We start from the raw sequence: 16937 nt of genomic DNA on the forward strand, positions 1-16937 counted from the left end.
ACTCGAATTTCTTTCACGAAGAGAAACATCATGCCTGGATTCAGAGTTGAAGTGCCTCATCCGCTCGGCCAAGAAGAAGCCGCCAGCCGCGTTAAAAGCTTGCTGGAACACCTTCGCGGTCGCTTCGAAGGCCAAGTCAAAGATATGCAACAGACTTGGACCGACGACGACGTGATGCAATTCTCATTCAAGACCGCCGGACTGGTCATCAAAGGCGAAATGGACGTTCAGCCCAGCTCTGTCGTCGTGCATGGCGATCTTCCGTTTGCAGCAATGCTGTTTAAGGGGCGGATCGAAAGCTCGATTAAGGAAGAGCTCGAGAAGTGCCTTAGCGGATCGTAATTACTCAAGCCACACTTTGACTTCGCGCCGCGGATCGCTCAACTCGAAGACGCTCCCCGGCGCGTAACCGCGTCGACGAACATCGGCTGTGATCTGCTGTAAGTCAATTTTTTCCTCCTGGATTCGGCTCAGCGTTTCTTCATCCAGGAATTGCTCCAAGCGATCAATCGCTGAGGCAGCCAATGTGACATTGGCTTTCAATCGGCCGTTGCGTGAGACTTGAACCTTCAATCGCTGAGCAATCGTGGCGAAATCTTCGCCTGCGATTTTTGGAAGGACGAGTGCATTCAATTCCTTTTGATACTCTTGCAAATACCGCTCGATTGCTTGGCCCCACAAGACCTTCGTATCTAGGCCCTTCAAATAGTTGACGATGCCCTGAAAAGCTCGCAGAACATAGATTAAACGAGGCGGCCCTGCAATCCGGAAATTCATTCGGTCCTCGCCCAGCACGTCGTTTAAGCGTTCGCTAAGTGACCAGCGCCGTGTGTCGTATGGATGATCAACGCAGAACGGCTCGAGCAACACGCGACAAAGCGCCGGCAGCCTTGCAGACATAGGCTGCAACAAATCAGGCTCAAATCCTAACATCGTGAGCAGCGGTAGAGGCGATTCATCCTGCTGGCGTGTTGCGCGGATTAATCGCAAGAGAGCCAAGCGTTCAGAGTCATCCATTCGATAGACCGAACCAAAGTCGTAGAGTACGATCTTAGGTCCATCTTCCGTCCGCTGAAATCGGACGTTACCTGGATGCAAATCGGCGTGCAACTGACCAAAGCAAAAGACGCTTTCCAAGAACCAAACCAACAACCGGCGTCCCAATTCCCGACGCTGATCACTTGGCCACGTTGCTGTGACTTGCTGCCATGTCTCTCCGTCGATCCACTGCGAAACGAGAACGTTCTCGCAGCTTAATTCTTCGTCAACGTGAGGAACGATCACCCACGGGTTTTGGCCTGGCCCTACGGCAAATGCTTTCTGCGCTTTTGCTTCCAGTTTGTAATCGAGTTCCTCCTCGAGCCCTTGCAAAATCGTCGTTCGGTATCCGTCGAGATCGAAGCCTTGGGATAGATTACCAAATGGTTTTGCCAACCAACCTAGCGAATGGAGATCTGCCAACACTGCCTGACGAATGCCTGGATATTGGATCTTGATGGCAACTTCGTGACCTGTTGAGAGCGTCGCATGATGCACTTGTCCCAGGGAAGCTGCTTTGCCGGCGGGATTAATCTGCTGAAACAACGATTCGGGGTCGGTCTCCCAGGCTGCTTCCAAGACCGATCGCATCGTCGACCAAGGAAGTGGCTCCGAAGATTCGTAGAGCGAATCAAACGCATTGCTGTCGGTGTCGCTGCTACGAAACGCAATCATCTGCCCCATCTTCTGAGGCAACCCTCGCAGTTTGCCGAGGCGCTGTGCCACCAAACATTGAGCGGCATGCTTTGCTTTTCCTTCTCGCGAAAAACGCAGCTTGACGGTTTCTTTTGCAAGCTGAGCGTAGTCCCAAGTCCGTCGAATCGATTGAGTCGGCATGGCTTCGTGTTACCTGTTCGCCTAAAGAAAAAGCGGAGCGATCCATTGATCTCACTCCGCTAATCTTTATCGACGATCAGTCTTGTCCGCCCCAACTCCTGGCGTGACGTTTCCGGTTGTAGGGAAAAAACGACCTACTTGGGAACTGACCGCAATGTTTCACGCATGGCTGGATCTGGAATGAACAGAATCTGCCAGTTCAACTCCTCACTACCTTGCAGGAAAGTTGTTTGGCAAATCAATACATCACCCGCGTCCTGGATCTGATCCATCAAGGCTTGCTGCAATACGCAAACGCCGTAGTCTTGCAGGAAGATAGGTGGCGAGGGCACAAATTCGCAGTTCACCAATCGGGCAATGGCGTTGAAATAAGCACACCCCAGAATATTGCCCGTTTCGTTCAGAGCCGATTTTTCGAGATCGGACCATTCCGGGTCGGTCGAAACTTCTTGTTTGAATAGCGATGCGGCAAGCCCTCGACCGTTTTCTTCGTCAAACGTCAAGATCATCGTCCCGCCGGCGTCTCCTTCGATGGTTAACACGACCATCGTGAGAAGTTCCATGCCGAGATCGAATTCCTGCGAAACCATTTCCAAAGGGATTTCGCGAACGCAATCGAGCGAAAGCGAAACCTTTCCCCCGGTCCATACGCTCATCGCTTGCGAAGCTTCATCGGTTGCCGCTTGAAATACGTTTTGCAGCAAATTCAATTGAATCGAATGTTCGTTGCTGGTGATTTCCATAGGGGGCGGTCCTTAATGAGTTGCGAGTTCGGCCTGGCTGCGAACTGCCAAGTCGATCACGGCGGCAGGATCGAGGATCAACGCAACACGGCCATTTCCAAGCACGCAAGCGCCGGCGATTCCCTCGACATTATGGTAATTTTCTGCGAGCGATTTCACGACAACGTCTTCTTCGCCGAGAATCCCGTCGACAACTAGGCCAACTTCACGACTGTCGTTACGAATGATGATCATCGTCACATCGCCAGGCGAATTCGCGGCATCGTGGTTCTCGCTCCAATCGAACGTGTCCCGCAGTTCCACGACAGAGACCGGTCGACCTCGAACCATTGCGGTCTGCTTGCCATGAACTGTCCGTAGTTCGTCGCGGCGGAAGCAAACAATCTCGACGATCGATTCGACCGGAATCGAGAACAGATCTCCGTCGATCCGTGCCATCAAGCTTGGCAAGATGGCCATCGTGAGAGGAAGCTTGATCGTGAAGACGGTCCCTTCGCCATGCTTGCTGTCCACTTCGACAACACCGTTGATGGCTTCGATCTTGGCTCGCACGATATCCATACCCATGCCGCGGCCAGAGATTTCCGTGATCGCTTCTGCCGTGCTAAAGCCAGGCTCCCAGATCAATTGATAAATCTGCTGATCGGTCATACGTTCTGCATCGATCGCGGTAACAAGCCCTTTTTCGACTGCCTTTTTAGAGATCTTCTCTCGGCTAAGTCCGCGGCCGTCGTCATTAACTTGAATAACAATGCTGTTTCCGCGATGGAATGCATTGAGCGTGATCGAACCGCATTTCGGCTTCCCAGCCGTGACACGATCTTCTGGCGACTCAATGCCGTGATCGGCCGAGTTACGGACCATATGAATGAGCGGATCGCCAAGCTCGTCGATCATTCGCTTGTCGAGTTCAGTTTTCTCGCCGTTAATTTCCAGTGCGATCTCTTTGCCATTGGTTCGGGAAATATCACGAACCACTCGGCGGAAACGACCGAAAAGTGGACCGATCGGAACCATTCGCGTATCCATGATCGTCTTTTGAATGCCGTCCGTGACGCGATCCAACTGATGAACTGCATCAAAGAAACTGGTCATTCCGGTGCGGATGGCATCCATGCGTCGCATTTCTTTACCGATCGCGGCAAGGTTTTGTTGAATCTTGCGAACTTGAGCATGAACACTGCTAAGCTCTTTGAAATCCTTTTTGCTACCTTCGCCGGCATCGCTTAGCAGCTTTTGGCAAAGCAAATCGGTCGAGTCCATCCATTGTTGACACTGCTTATGCGGAACCGCGTCACGCAAGTTTTCGCCTAGCTGATTGAAGCGAGCCTTGCTGATTACCAACTGACCTGCGAGATTCATCAATTGATCGAGACGTTCGATATCGACCCGCAGCGTTTCAGCAGGTTTCGCATGAGATGTTTCCGCTGGTTTGCCATTAGGTGCCGCGGCGGCAACTGGTTTATTGGCCGGGACAGAAGCGACCGGGGCAGGAGACGCCGCGACAACAGCCGGTACTGTCTCTTGCTGAACAAGTCCTTCTACCAGCTTTTCTGCTTTCGCCACGGTCTCTTCGACAGGCAGCGCCTGCTGAGGGGCAACTTGTGGCAATTCCGGCTCCAGCTCGATATCAACACGCGACAGTTCCTTGAGCTGAACTTCCTCGACGCCTGAGACGTTTAGTAAACTTCGGATTTGATGATCTTCGATTTGCGTGATCATACCGATGACCATTCCGGAGATTTCGGTCATCGACTCTAACCGACCGCGTTCTGGCAACGTCAGCAGGACGGTGCCTTGCCGGGCGATCTTTTCGCACAGCAGTTGAGCTTTCAAGCCCACTAAAGGAACGTTCGCGGTCAAGCGAATATGGGCAACGACCAGGCGAGTCTTCTCATCTTTCCAGTGATCCGCCGCAAGACGCTGCAGTTCCTGTTCATCGATCGCAAGCGGAACCGATTCGGTCTTGGTCTCCTCGACCGCTTCCGACGCATTCTCTTCCAGGCTTTGACATTCCATCTCGGCGGTCATCAGCTCGCTGGCACATGCGGCAAAGTCGACTTCCACGACCTCTCCGGAACGTAATCCTTTCAGGTATGCGCGAAGCGTATCGGCTCCACTGAGAACGGCATCGGTGAGAAACGGATCGAGGACTTTGCCGGCGTCTCGTTGTCGCTGCAAAATATCTTCCATGATATGAGCCAGCTTGGCAGGGCGATTAAGTCCAATCGATGCGGCCGAACCCTTAATACGATGGGCCGTGCACATCAATGTGCGAACGGCTTCTTGTTTTTGCGAGCTGTCGGAGTCGAGAAGTACATCGACCATTTCGTCGAGCGACATCTCGGTTTCATCGAGAAAGATCGCAAGATACTTCGTCGGAACTTCCGCCTCGTCATAAACTTCCGCGAACATTTCAGTGCAGTCCACTGGTTGCTTCGCGATCTCTTCGGTAGCGATATCTTGCTGAGTTTCCATGTCGTTCATATCCCGTACCGAGGTTGGATCTGGTGTGCTCTCAGCGATTGCCGCGAGATCGTCGAAGGCACCGTCGACGTCGCCTTGTTCGCCTTGCTGCTTGAGTGCTCCGCCGGTTTCAAGTACCTGCGTGATGGCCTGAAGCTGTTGTTCGCAGTCCAGATCTTCCGACTGCGTTTCACGCAAACAATCGATCAGCTCGCTCAAGCGGTCTACAGAAGCGTAGACAACATGGACGACGTGATGATCAATATGCAACTGGCCGCGGCGAGCTGCATCAAAGACATTTTCAATGTTATGTGTCAGCCCGTTGATTCGCGGGAGGCCCAGCATCGCGGACAAGCCCTTGATGCTGTGAGCGGAACGAAACATGTCGTTCAGCAATGTTTCGTCTACAGCGACATTTGCGGTCGCTTCGTCTTGAACCCAACTTTCCAGGTCCATCAAACGCTCGTTGATTCGTTCAATCAGCTGGGTAGATTCGTCGAGAAAATCTGCCAGGAGATCGTCCGAACAATCGTCGCGAAGTGCCGTGTCATCTGTCATGACTGTGCCCCGAGTTTGCCAATCAATTCACTGCATCTTACGAAGTTGTTACGCGTGCTTACTTGCGACGATAAAGCCACGGATGAAGGCGATCGAAGCCATCCATCAGCTCACTGATACCTTCTGCCGCCCCTGCAACGAGGTAGCTACCAGGCTTCATCGCTTGCTCGACGTTCTTCATCACTCGCTTTTTGGAGTCGGTGTTGAAGTAGATCAAGACGTTTTTCAGAAACACCAGATTGAAGGGTGCTTCCTTTAAACGATCCAAAAGATTGTGCTGACGGAACTTCGTCATCGCACGAAGCTTCGTGTTCGGCTCCCAAAGGGAAGCTCCACCCACTTGCGTGAAATAACGTCGCTTTAAATCATCGGGCACAAGCCGCATGGCTCGTTGATTGAATTTTGCTTCGTTCGCTTCTTGAACCGCTCCAACACCGATATCCGTCCCGAGAATCTGAACTCGCCAAGCAGCCGGATTGCGAAGTCCATCCGCAATGCATGTAGCGATCGTGTATGCCTCGTCACCGGTACTACAGGCGGCCGACCAAACACGAAGCGTGCCGCGGGCCTCTTTTTGAAGCTCGGGCAAGTAAGTGTTGCGAAGCCAGTTCCAGTTCGATTCGTCCCGAAACAGGTAGGTTTCGTGCGTGGTTACTTCCTGCAAAAAGCCATCCCATTCGGCATGGGTTGTCGGCAGCTTTTTGAGAAAGTTAAAGTAAGCCTCGAAATCAGCGATGCCAGTTTCTTTCAGGCGTCGACGAATGCGATTGGAAAGCAACTGCTTCTTCGCTGGTGAAATCTCGATACCAGCTACGTCATAAATCATCTTTGCATAACGACGCATTTGATCGTCAGTAACTTGCGCCGTGGTAAGAAGCCCCGTCATCCTAAATTCCTTTTTGAGTAATCGTTTCTGCCCAAACGAAAGTCGCATCGCCTCGCATACAACTCGCGAGACGATGCAACTGCATTCCTAGTTCGCTCAGATTTGGAACCGGCTGACCAGTTCGCGAAGCATGGTGGCCTGGGCCCCCAGTTCTTCGCTGCTCGAAGCCATTTCTTCCGAGGCTGCTGCCGATTGCTCGGTGACACCGGAAACCTGCTGAATTGCTCCAGCGACTTCATTGGCGTTTTGAGCCTGTTCAACGGTTGCCGTTGCAATTTCGGAGATCTTATCGGCCGTCGAGCTGACTCCGCTGATGATCTTCTCCAGAGCGGCACCCGTTTGAGCACTGAGCTTGGAACCATCTTGGACGCGTTGAGTCGACTCTTTAATCAGCGAAGAAATTTCCTTAGCAGCTTCGCTCGATCGTTCGGCCAGCTTACGGACTTCGTCAGCAACGACAGCAAAACCAAGACCATGTTCACCGGCCCGAGCCGCTTCGATTGCGGCGTTCAACGCGAGCAAGTTCGTTTGGCTGGCGATCTCGGAAATGACTTGAATGATTTCACTGATCTGTTCCGAAGAAGTCTTGATCAGCTCCATCGCTTCAATCGACTTCTGAACGGCCGTACCGCCTTCTTCAGCCATGGTGCTGGTGTCGCCAGCCATACGATTGGCTTCACTGGCGTTGTCTTTCACAGAGTCAATGCTGCGGGTCAATTCTTCAATCGAAGCACTCATTTCTTCGACCGAGGCACTTTGGGTTTGAGCCCCTTGAGCCAGATGCTGCGAGTTTTCTGCGATCACCGAAGCACCTTCAGCGAACTGCATGCCGCTGTCGACAACCTGGCTGATGATGTCACGCAGATCGGCGATCATGCGATCGATACCTCCAGCAAGCTGACCGATCGCGTCTTGAGATTCCAATCCGGTTCGCTTAGTCAAGTCGCCTTCGGCAGCGGCCTGGACGACGGCCAGAATTTGATCGACGTTGCGTCGCAGTTCGACTTGCTCTTCACGATCACGTTCTGCACGAGCTTCTTCAGCTTGTTGAGCTTTGACTTGCTCGGTGACCAGCGACCAAGCCACCATAGGCCCGGTGTAATTGCCATCTTTATCGAAAATGGCACTGGCCTGAAGATCGAGGTATTCACCTTCGATCTCGATTTGAGTTTCGATAGGCAGGTTGCTCGGATCGCCCAGCAAACGTCGTTGGTGAGCTGGATTCTTATGGAAGATGTCGTACGAAGCGCCGACAATCTTGGCCACAGGCACCGGCAGAATATGCTCGATGCTTCGCAGCGTCTTTTCCGAAGCAGGGTTCATGTAGGTAATGGTTCCGTTCAAGTCGGCCAGCAAGATATTGATCGGAGCGTTTTCAACGATCGCCGTCTTTTCGGCAGCGGAAGCTTCCAAACGTCGCTTCTCAGTAATGACTTCCCACGTCACCATTGGGCCCAGATAGGAACCAGCTTCATCGTACGTAGCGGAAACCAGCAAGTCGGCTGTTTGATCGCCGATCTCAATGTTCGTTCGTACCGGAAGGTTTTCAGGGTTGCTCAGGACGCGACGTTGATAGGCGGGGTCTTTGTGGAAGATGTCGATGCTTTGGCCAATCACTTCTTCCGGCTTGCAGGGAAGGTAAGCGGCGAGTGTGCGAAGTGTATTGACACTGGCTGGATTGACGTAAGTGATGTTGAGATCTTTGTCTGCCATCATGATGTTGATGGGCGAGTTTTCACTCATCGCTTTGGCGATCGACAGTTCACTTCGGAGATCTTGGACGTTTTCGTTATTCTGAGCAGTTTTATTTGCGGTCATTTTCTAAAACTCGTAATTCTCGATGCATGAAGGAAATTGCCCCATCCCTTGATTTGCTTGTGCTCCTGCGTGTCGCAATCTGCTTCACATAGAAGCCCGATTGACGGTTGTCATGGTCCGAGCAGGTGCCCGGTCAGCACGACGCTTAAGCGTGCGTAAGTTGCTCGGTATCGGTCTTGCCGAGAATTTTGTCGATATCGAGCAAAATCAGCAGACGCTTGTCGAGCTTCACCAGGCCGGTGAGATACTCGCGGCCCAGACCAGCAACGGTCGGCGGCGGAGAGGAAATTTGATCTTTCGAGATACGCAAGACTTCACTGACTGCGTCGACAATGATGCCGACCGTCTTACCACCCACGTTCATAACCATGATCCGTGTTTCGTCGGTGGGCTGTTGTTCTTGCAGGCCGAATCGGAGTCGCAAATCGACGATTGGAATAACCGTGTTGCGAAGGTTGATCAAACCTTTGATGTATCCAGGCGTTTGAGGAACACGAGTGATCTCGCCCATCAGGATGATTTCCTGAACGCGGGTGATCTCGATCCCGTACTCTTCCTTGGCAAGCTGGAAACTGACCAGCTGCATCGAGTTCAAGCCTTCGCGCCGCTGCGCTTCATGGCCGGAACGCTCTTCTAACTTCAAGTCTTCAGTAGTAACGGACAAAGCTCTGTCTCCCGATCATCGCTGGAACCAATGTTCTCGAGATCCGCTGCCCCGAGATTCTCGGGCGGGACAACCATGTCCGTTATTTGTTTTCCTTCACGTTCGGATAAAACGCTTCGAGTCAGATGTAGCCAGCCCCTACGTTCCTGACACGTTTCTCGTATAAAGGTCGGTTAGTGAAAGAGAAAAGTTTGGTCAAGCCGTGAATTTTCCCCAGTCATTTCGGACTGCCTGTCTACCGTAGGCGGAACAAACGGTACAGCCGGAACGAAATAGCCGCGTGACGAGCAAATCGAGAGAAACTCTTAGTTGCCAAACGAATAAAAGTCAGTTCAGAAGCGGGCAATTTCTAAGAGCTGAGCTTTCCTAATACGCTTGACCAATTTATGAAAACTTATCAACGTTCATTTGACGCCTGCAGAGCGTGCCCTATCGTTCGGTAGAAATTTCATTTCCCATGGACCATTCTCCACCGGCCTCTTCAGGCCGAGAGGGCAGGCACTAACAGGAGCTAAACGAATCATGGCTGTACGCGTACTTGTCGCCGACGACTCCAGCACAATGCGAAAGATCATTCTCCGTTCCCTTCAAGCTGTCGGCGTGCCAAACGCTGTTGAAGCAGCTGACGGTGAAGAAGCGGTCAAGATGTTCAAGCCAGGCGAGTTCGATCTCGTACTGACCGATTGGAACATGCCAGGCAAAAGCGGCTTGGAAGTGATTCAAGAGATCCGCAAGATCGATGCGGATGTCAAAATCATGATGGTGACGACCGAAGCAGAAAAGTCGCGCGTCATGGAAGCCATTCAAGCAGGTGTTTCCGACTACCTCGTGAAACCATTCACCGCTGACACACTCCGCGAAAAGCTGGAAAAGCACGGCTGCTAAGTGCTGCTTTGCCGGAACATAGCAATACAAAACAACGAAGGCGACACGTCCCCATGGGCATGTCGCCTTTAATCATTTCGAATGAACGTAAATACCAAGGGCTACTTTTTGCGGATCACGATTTTGCTTTCTTCCACTTGATAGGCAAATTCTGTCTCTTGAAAGATTGCCTCCAGCAATGCAGCCAGGTCGACCGCATTGACGTCAAAAGAGATTCGCTGCTTTAGCTCTTCTTCCATTCCCTCTGGAACGTCAAATTCTTTTCCCAACTGTTTTTCTAATGCATCAAGCACAGGGCCGAGCGGCAACTGTTCGACTTTGAGCGTGTACCGTTTCTCGCCCGGCATGACGACCGTATTCCTTGCGGTGCCACCACGAAGCAGCTTGGCTACTTGGTCTTGGATCTGCTGCGATCCAGTCACGGCCAATTGACGCTTTCCGTCCGATTGAACTTTGGCTTCCGGGAATAGTTCCTGAATCTTCTTGATCGCCTCATCGTGACTCCCGCTGTAAGGATAGATACGCGTCAGCGACAGGTCTTCTGGAATTGGGACAAGCTGAAGCTTGATTCCGTCTGCCTGCTTATCAAATCGATAAGAAGCATGGTATCCGGCAAGCACGAGGGAGAGATATTCAGTCGTTCGCATGGCGGGAAAATCAGCCGCTGGCCAAAGATCATGCTTGATGACTTCGTCCAAGTTATTCCACGTCATGCCATGGTCCTCGGCAACGCTCATCAAAATCTCGTGCGGCGTTGCCAACTTAGGCCAAGAATATTTTTTCTGGTCGAGAAACTTCAACGCTTCTGGAATACCGCTCGATTTGGCGAACTGCGACTGTAGCTGTGCCACAGTTGGCAAACGCCTCGCCGTCTCTTCTGGGCCAAAGTAGATCACGTCTCCTACGCGAGACATCCCCAGTCTAAGCTCTGCCGCTATTCGCTGCAGTGCAAGTTCCAGCCGCTCGTTCGTGAACGTCATGCTAATTGGCCGATCAGGATTGATGCGTCGATCTAAAAAGATCGCGACTCGTTGCGTCTTGCCCAACCGCATGAGTCCTTCCCGCAAGGGCACATCCTCCCACGTCAGGTCGAACGTCGATTCCAGCTGCTTGTCGAGATCGGCTTCAGTTCGCCAATCTGTGGGAGCTTGTGCAAGAAGGGGGCTATTTAATTGCGAAAATGCGGCTGTCAATACTCCCAATAGCAGGTTCAGAAAAACGGAAGAATAGGCTCGCATCGATTATTTGCTCCCGGGTTACCCCGTGATTACACTCGGACTTTGTTCAATGGATTGACCATAAAGGATTTTAGAACTCAGGACGAGTGGAATGTTTCTCGAATGCCGTAGGGCCGACTCGTGAGCGACTCCCCAGAGCGCCATCCCGTTTTGCTTTCGATCTTCCAAAAGTATCTTTCGGAAGAGAATACTGCCGCGTTTATTCATCGTGTTGCGGCGGTTTATACGTGCGGTACGCTCGAACGCCTCTGCCTTCATGGATCGCCTGAGGTCCGACGTTCGGCTGTGATGGCTTTGTGTTTCGTCAGCGACTATTCATCCAACCATACCGTTGGAATGGCCCTGAACGACGCGGACCGCGGCGTACGACTTATTGCCGAAAACGGTATTCGTTCTCTTTGGATACGGGCAGGAACGCAAAGCCAACGACATCGTTTGCGCAAAGTGATGACCCAAATTCAAGGAAATTCGCTGGATTCTGCTCTCCGAGAAGCGGACTCGTTGATTATCGATGCACCGTGGTATTCCGAAGCTTACAGCCAGCGTGGCCAGGTTTACTACAAGCAACACAACTTCGAGCGTTCACTCCGCGACAACCATCAAGCGTTGGAGATCAATCCGTATCACTTTCCAGCGGCTATCGCCATGGGGCAATGCTACTTGCGACAAGGTGAAAACGTCATGGCCCTGGACAGTTTCCGAAGGGCGTTGCGACTTAATCCCAACTTGGAATCGATCCGTACTCAAATCAGCTATCTCGAGCGTCAACTCGAAGAGATGTAAAGCAATTCGGCCAAATGCTTCTTTCCTTGGCCGTGTCAATTGCAACGGTAAGTGTCCAGTCACGGACAATTTGCCGGAAACAACTGGCGCCGAGTCATCAATTTCTTTTCTTTGAAATTCTCGCGTTCCCAGCCTTTCTTTGGGGATCGTATTACTTGACGTTTTTTGCCAGCGGTAGAAGTTGACCCGGCGAGTCTCCATAATAAGACAACCAACAACGCCACCCTCTCATCGCTCGGATCCTATGAATGACAACGAGAAGTCGGTCTTAATCGTCGGTGCTGGAATCAATGGTGCCGCTCTCGCTCGAGAATTGCTCCTCAATCGAGTCCCAGTCGTCTTAGTCGATCATGCGGACATCGCGTCCGGAACGACGAGTTGGTCTTCGCGGCTTATTCATGGCGGGCTCCGCTATCTGGAACATGGCGAAGCCTCGCTCGTTTATGAATCGCTCGCTGAGCGCGAACGTTTTTTGGCAAACTCGCCGGAGCACGTTTCGCCACTCGAATTAATGATTCCGGTAAAGTCACAATTCGCCGGATTGTTTTCTTCTGCCGCAGGCTTCTTTAACCTGCCATTTCTGCAGTCGAAGAATCCTTCTCGCGGTTCGTGGGCGATTCGCAGTGGCTTGACAATGTACGACTTCCTCGCGGGTAGCCAAAAGCTGGGCTCTCATAAGCGAATGCCGAAGCAACAATGGCAAGCTATTGGATTCGATTCAGAGTTCATGGATGTCTTCAGTTACTTCGATGGCCAGATCGAGTTCCCCGAGCTCTACGTTGCCACATTAATCCAAGACTGCGAAAGGATTGCTGACCAGCAGGACGTCTCGTTTCGACTTCACACCTATTGCCGTCCTAGGCTGAATCAAGACGTCTTTGAATTTGAGTCACTGATAAACGAGGGCGATTTATCTTCACCAGTACGCCCCTCAGCGGTAGTGAATGCATCTGGCCCCGCCGGGGACGAAACGCTTCAGCAGTTAGGGATTCCCTCGAAGCAGCTATTCGGTGGTACACGAGGCTCGCACCTAATTTCGCACAAGCCGGCTCTTAAAGAGGCGTTGGGACCACGCGGCATCTATGCCGAGGCTTTTGATGGCCGTCCCGTCTTTATTCTGCCCTGGAATGGAGGCACATTGATCGGGACGACCGACATCCGGCATCAAGGCGATCCAGAAGTTGCCACCGCAAGTGAAGAGGAGATCGATTACCTGCTTCGGTGCGTAAATTCCGTGTTGCCGGGAGTCGATCTGAATCATGCGGACATTACCCAGCACTACAGTGGTGTTCGTCCGCTGCCCTACGTACCGGAAGGTTCGACCGCTTCGATACCGCGGGGACACTGGCTACATGAACATGATTCGGCCCCATGGCCATGTTATACAGTTGTAGGCGGAAAGCTGACTACGTGCCGCTCGCTGGCCGAACATTCCGCGAAAACAATTTTGAAGCAACTCGGCCAAGAAGTCGTTGCTAATTCGCAAAATCGCAAGACGTTTGACGGACAACTTCCCACGATTGAATCTGGCCAGCGTGCACGTTTTCTTATGCATCATCTGACCGGAACGCCTATCGAAGCTTCAGTCGACGAAATGGCGGCAGCCGCCATTCAGAAACTGCACGCTAAAACAATAGCGGATGTCATCGAACGCCGTTTGATGCTTGTTTTTGACCCGAAACTTTCGCATGCACATCTCGATGCGGTAACGGAAGCGTTGATTTCTGCTGGGAAACTTGCAGCAGACGACAAGCAAGAGACCATCGACAACTACGTCGAGCGGTTAAAATCGCGATTTGGAAAGCAAGTTCTTCCCGCCTAGCCCCACTCGAAGGACAACACGATGCCCCGATATATTCTTGCCGTCGATCAAGGCACCACCTCCAGCCGCTCAATCCTTTTTGATCGTGATGCCAACATTGTGTCGTCCGCTCAGGAAGAATTCCGCCAAATCCTTCCGAAGCCTGGGCATGTCGAACACTCACCGGAAGATATTTGGACAAGCCAACTCAACACCATCAAGGGTGCCTTGGGTAAAGTTGCTTTGGAAGAAGTCGCCGCAATCGGCATCACCAACCAGCGCGAGACAACAGTCGTTTGGGACAAACGAACGGGGGAACCGATTGCGAATGCCATTGTTTGGCAAAGCCGAGTTTCCAGTCCCATTTGCGATCGACTTCGCGATGATGGACTGACGGAAACGATTCGCAACAAGACCGGCCTGGTACTCGACGCTTATTTCTCCGCAACCAAGCTAATGCACCTGTTGGAAAATGATGACGGTGCCCGCCAGGCAGCTGAAGAGGGACACCTTCTGTTTGGTACCGTCGACTGCTACTTGGTTTGGAAATTGACGTCTGGCAAAAGTCACGTTACTGATTTCAGCAATGCATCTCGCACGATGATGCTGAATATCGAAACACTGGACTGGGACGATGAATTACTAGCGACTTACAAGATCCCTCGCAGCATGCTCCCAGAAATTGTTGATTGCAGTGGCGTATTTGCGGAAACGGATACATCCGTACTAGGCCACACCATTCCAATCGCTGGTATGGCAGGCGATCAGCAAGCTGCTTCTTTTGGGCAAACATGTTTTGACGAAGGCATGGTTAAAAACACCTACGGCACCGGTGCATTCGCGTTAATGAATATCGGCGACAAACCGGTTTTGTCGAAAAACAACCTATTAACAACGGTTGGCTGGAAGATCGGCGACCAGGTTAGCTACGCGTTGGAGGGTTCGATCTTCATTGCTGGTGCCGTTGTTCAGTGGCTGCGAGATGGCTTGGGCATCATTGAGTGCTCGTCAGAGGTCGAACCTCTTGCGGAGACGGTGGAGGATAACGGAGGAGTCTATTTCGTTCCAGCATTCGTTGGACTGGGAGCACCTTACTGGGATCCGAATGCTCGTGGAACTATTATTGGACTGACGAGAGGCACCACCGGTGGTCACATCGCCAGGGCCGCACTCGAATCGATGGCCTATCAAACGCGGGACATGATCGAGGCAATGCAGCGCGATGCAGGTGTTCCTCTGCAAGTTCTTCAGGTAGATGGCGGTGCGAGCGTCAACAATGCCCTGATGCAGTTTCAAACCGATTTACTGGGAACAACTGTTCGGCGCCCGAAGATCAGCGAAACGACCGCATTGGGGGCCGCTTTTCTAGCTGGTCTGGCGGTCGGATTTTGGCATTCGCAAGATGAGCTACGTGGTCTCTGGAAGCTTGATCAAGAATTCAAGCCCGGCAAAGACCAAAGCAAAATGAATCAACGCTATGCATGCTGGCAAGAGGCCGTCAATCGAAGCCGCAATTGGGAGAGTGCAGGGGAGTAATGGAACTCGGCGTCTGGATCATGACCATCTTTACGGCAATTCTTGGCGTGGCAGGAATCTGGGCAGCCATCTTTGACGTCTCATCGGTATTTCAATCACGGAAGATTGGCTTTCTGGAACAAAGGATCGGCCGTGGCTCGGCCCGGTTGCTTGTCGGACTGGGAGGCATCGCGCTGATCGCGTTGGCCGCTAGTTTTGTTTTATTCCCTCCAGGATAAACAAACGTTTGGCAAAGTTGACGATTCCCGTTTGAACCGCCCCCTCCCGTGGACTACGCTGAGGGGCATTCGATTTTGTCGCCACGTTTCCTCAGGTCAGGATTGCCTGGGCACTCTATGTTTATCCCCTACAGCACAGACGCTCCTCTTTATCATCTTCCGATCGTTACGGTGACGATGATCGTCATCAACACTCTTGTTTTCTTCACGTATCCGCTCCAATCGGAATTCGAAATAACCGATATCGACACCGACCAACTCACGGCGATTGTCGAGCAACTGCATGATGAAGGTGTCATCAGCGAAGAAGAATACGAAGAGGCGATGGCGGACCTGAACGGGGCCACGTCCAGCGAAGTAGAAGTCGAGTCAGCGCCTGCCGATGGTGATCTGCTAACGCTCCAATACGGTCGCGGCTTGAGGCCTTGGCAATGGATCACGGGCCATTTCTTACATGCCGACTTCATGCATTTACTCGGCAATATGTTCTGGCTGTGGACGTTTGGGTTAATCGTCGAAGGGAAGATCGGGTGGTGGAAATTCCTTGTGGTCTACCTCGGTATCGGCGTAGTCGAAGGCTTCATGGAGCAAACGCTCATGCTCGGCATGGAACCGCTCCCCTGGAACTGTTCGGTCGGAGCGTCATCCATCATCTTTGGAATCATGGCAATCGCAATTATTTGGGCGCCTGCGAATGATATTCATTGCACGTTTTTCTTTTTCATGATGATGGTATTCCGTGCGTTTCAATTTAGCATTCCCGTCGCGGGACTAGCTGGATTTTACATGCTGTACAGTATTGCTATCGCCACCTTCTTTACCTTCAACGGAGAGATCATTACTCCGACAAGTGAACTGCTTCATGCGTTGGGTGGTGTCGTGGGTCTGGCCGTAGGGATCGGCATGCTACGCATGAACATGGTGGACTGTGAAAATTGGGATGTGTTCTCGGTCTGGCATGGACGAAACCGTATGTCACGAGAAGAACTGCAGGAACTTAACATCAACCAAGCAGAGTACTCCGAGAAGCAACAACGGCAAATCTCTAGCGGCCTGACACAAATCCGCCAAATCCTTCGTGAAGGACAATCACCTAAACTTGCCTTTCGTGCTCACCTGAGCATGAAACAGCGGTACGAGCAATGGACATTACCCGATGCAGAGTTCCTGATGATTGTTAAGCAGCTTTGCGAACAGAAGCTATGGGAAGACGCGACTCTAGCAATCGGTGAGTACCTACAATCACCGCGTAGCAAGCAGGATCAAGTCCGGCTGAAGCTGGCCTCCATTATGCTTGATCAATTGGGGCGGCCCAGCCAAGCTCTTTCCGTGCTTTCTAAAGTGGTCCCTGCGCAGCTCAATGATCGAGAGCAAGCCATCCTTCGTAAACTCAAAGTGAAAGCCAATCAAATGAAAGATGAAGGCGTCATCGATACGTTGGAAGATTGGTAAGTTTCTAGGAAATA

The 16937-nt window shown here is 51.9% G+C and carries 14 protein-coding genes; 7 read left to right on the plus strand and 7 right to left on the minus strand.

The features are described from left to right. The first annotated feature begins 30 nt into the window (after nt 1-30). The gene (locus LA756_RS06785) at nt 31-342 is read left to right on the plus strand and encodes a polyhydroxyalkanoic acid system family protein (protein WP_224439116.1); all 312 of its coding nucleotides are present in this window, start codon (nt 31-33) and stop codon (nt 340-342) included. Here LA756_RS06785 and LA756_RS06790 read toward each other — a convergent pair whose 3' ends face one another. From LA756_RS06790 to LA756_RS06815, 6 genes are all read right to left on the minus strand, one after another. Then, nucleotides 343-1875 (minus strand): AarF/ABC1/UbiB kinase family protein, encoded by a 1533-nt coding sequence (locus tag LA756_RS06790; protein ID WP_224439117.1) that lies wholly within the window; start codon nt 1873-1875, stop codon nt 343-345. It abuts the gene before it with no gap. Between the two features lie 134 nt (nt 1876-2009). Next, the gene (locus tag LA756_RS06795) at nt 2010-2618 is read right to left on the minus strand and encodes a chemotaxis protein (RefSeq protein ID WP_224439118.1); all 609 of its coding nucleotides are present in this window, start codon (nt 2616-2618) and stop codon (nt 2010-2012) included. A 12-nt stretch (nt 2619-2630) separates the two neighbouring features. Further along, nucleotides 2631-5642: a chemotaxis protein CheA gene (locus tag LA756_RS06800; protein ID WP_224439119.1), complete on the minus strand. Its 3012-nt coding sequence runs from the start codon at nt 5640-5642 to the stop codon at nt 2631-2633. A 58-nt stretch (nt 5643-5700) separates the two neighbouring features. Continuing rightward, on the minus strand, nt 5701-6528 hold the full coding sequence (locus LA756_RS06805; protein WP_224439120.1) for a protein-glutamate O-methyltransferase CheR: 828 nt from the start codon (nt 6526-6528) through the stop codon (nt 5701-5703). A 96-nt stretch (nt 6529-6624) separates the two neighbouring features. Next, a complete protein-coding gene (locus tag LA756_RS06810; RefSeq protein ID WP_224439121.1) occupies nt 6625-8346 on the minus strand; it encodes a methyl-accepting chemotaxis protein in 1722 nt (573 codons plus the stop codon). Between the two features lie 145 nt (nt 8347-8491). Continuing rightward, nucleotides 8492-9010, minus strand: a complete 519-nt coding sequence (locus LA756_RS06815; RefSeq protein ID WP_224439122.1) for a chemotaxis protein CheW — start codon at nt 9008-9010, stop codon at nt 8492-8494. A 522-nt stretch (nt 9011-9532) separates the two neighbouring features. On the opposite strand from LA756_RS06815, the gene LA756_RS06820 reads away from it, so the two are divergent. Next, complete coding sequence (locus LA756_RS06820; RefSeq protein ID WP_224439123.1) at nt 9533-9895, plus strand: response regulator; 363 nt, start codon at nt 9533-9535, stop codon at nt 9893-9895. A gap of 101 nt (nt 9896-9996) precedes the next feature. On the opposite strand, the gene LA756_RS06825 is transcribed toward LA756_RS06820, so the two are convergent. Beyond that, on the minus strand, nt 9997-11133 hold the full coding sequence (locus LA756_RS06825; protein WP_224439124.1) for an STN domain-containing protein: 1137 nt from the start codon (nt 11131-11133) through the stop codon (nt 9997-9999). Nucleotides 11134-11253: 120 nt separating this feature from the next. On the opposite strand from LA756_RS06825, the gene LA756_RS06830 reads away from it, so the two are divergent. The 5 genes from LA756_RS06830 to LA756_RS06850 all read left to right on the plus strand — a co-directional run bounded on the left by LA756_RS06830 (nt 11254) and on the right by LA756_RS06850 (nt 16923). Further along, nucleotides 11254-11916, plus strand: a complete 663-nt coding sequence (locus tag LA756_RS06830) for a tetratricopeptide repeat protein (RefSeq protein ID WP_224439125.1) — start codon at nt 11254-11256, stop codon at nt 11914-11916. A gap of 244 nt (nt 11917-12160) precedes the next feature. Beyond that, the gene (locus LA756_RS06835; RefSeq protein ID WP_224439126.1) at nt 12161-13738 is read left to right on the plus strand and encodes a glycerol-3-phosphate dehydrogenase/oxidase; all 1578 of its coding nucleotides are present in this window, start codon (nt 12161-12163) and stop codon (nt 13736-13738) included. 21 nt (nt 13739-13759) lie between these two features. Further along, entirely contained in the window at nt 13760-15253 is a 1494-nt protein-coding gene (glpK, locus tag LA756_RS06840; RefSeq protein WP_224439127.1) for a glycerol kinase GlpK, read from the plus strand. 20 nt (nt 15254-15273) lie between these two features. Beyond that, complete coding sequence (locus LA756_RS06845) at nt 15274-15471, plus strand: hypothetical protein (protein ID WP_224439128.1); 198 nt, start codon at nt 15274-15276, stop codon at nt 15469-15471. Between the two features lie 117 nt (nt 15472-15588). After that, complete coding sequence (locus LA756_RS06850) at nt 15589-16923, plus strand: rhomboid family intramembrane serine protease (protein WP_224439129.1); 1335 nt, start codon at nt 15589-15591, stop codon at nt 16921-16923. Nucleotides 16924-16937 lie beyond the last annotated feature (14 nt).

The organism is Bremerella sp. TYQ1 (assembly GCF_020150455.1).
GTDB classification, from domain to species: domain Bacteria; phylum Planctomycetota; class Planctomycetia; order Pirellulales; family Pirellulaceae; genus Bremerella; species Bremerella volcania_A.

Bases quoted from the DNA above. Each gene is read 5' to 3' on its own strand.
- LA756_RS06795 (WP_224439118.1), bottom strand. From the start codon at position 2,618: ATGGAAATCACCAGCAACGAACATTCGATTCAATTGAATTTGCTGCAA.
- LA756_RS06805 (WP_224439120.1), bottom strand. From the start codon at position 6,528: ATGACGGGGCTTCTTACCACGGCGCAAGTTACTGACGATCAAATGCGT.
- glpK (WP_224439127.1), top strand. From the start codon at position 13,760: ATGCCCCGATATATTCTTGCCGTCGATCAAGGCACCACCTCCAGCCGC.
- LA756_RS06850 (WP_224439129.1), top strand. From the start codon at position 15,589: ATGTTTATCCCCTACAGCACAGACGCTCCTCTTTATCATCTTCCGATC.
- LA756_RS06785 (WP_224439116.1), top strand. From the start codon at position 31: ATGCCTGGATTCAGAGTTGAAGTGCCTCATCCGCTCGGCCAAGAAGAA.
- LA756_RS06800 (WP_224439119.1), bottom strand. From the start codon at position 5,642: ATGACAGATGACACGGCACTTCGCGACGATTGTTCGGACGATCTCCTG.
- LA756_RS06825 (WP_224439124.1), bottom strand. From the start codon at position 11,133: ATGCGAGCCTATTCTTCCGTTTTTCTGAACCTGCTATTGGGAGTATTG.
- LA756_RS06845 (WP_224439128.1), top strand. From the start codon at position 15,274: ATGACCATCTTTACGGCAATTCTTGGCGTGGCAGGAATCTGGGCAGCC.
- LA756_RS06835 (WP_224439126.1), top strand. From the start codon at position 12,161: ATGAATGACAACGAGAAGTCGGTCTTAATCGTCGGTGCTGGAATCAAT.
- LA756_RS06820 (WP_224439123.1), top strand. From the start codon at position 9,533: ATGGCTGTACGCGTACTTGTCGCCGACGACTCCAGCACAATGCGAAAG.
- LA756_RS06790 (WP_224439117.1), bottom strand. From the start codon at position 1,875: ATGCCGACTCAATCGATTCGACGGACTTGGGACTACGCTCAGCTTGCA.
- LA756_RS06810 (WP_224439121.1), bottom strand. From the start codon at position 8,346: ATGACCGCAAATAAAACTGCTCAGAATAACGAAAACGTCCAAGATCTC.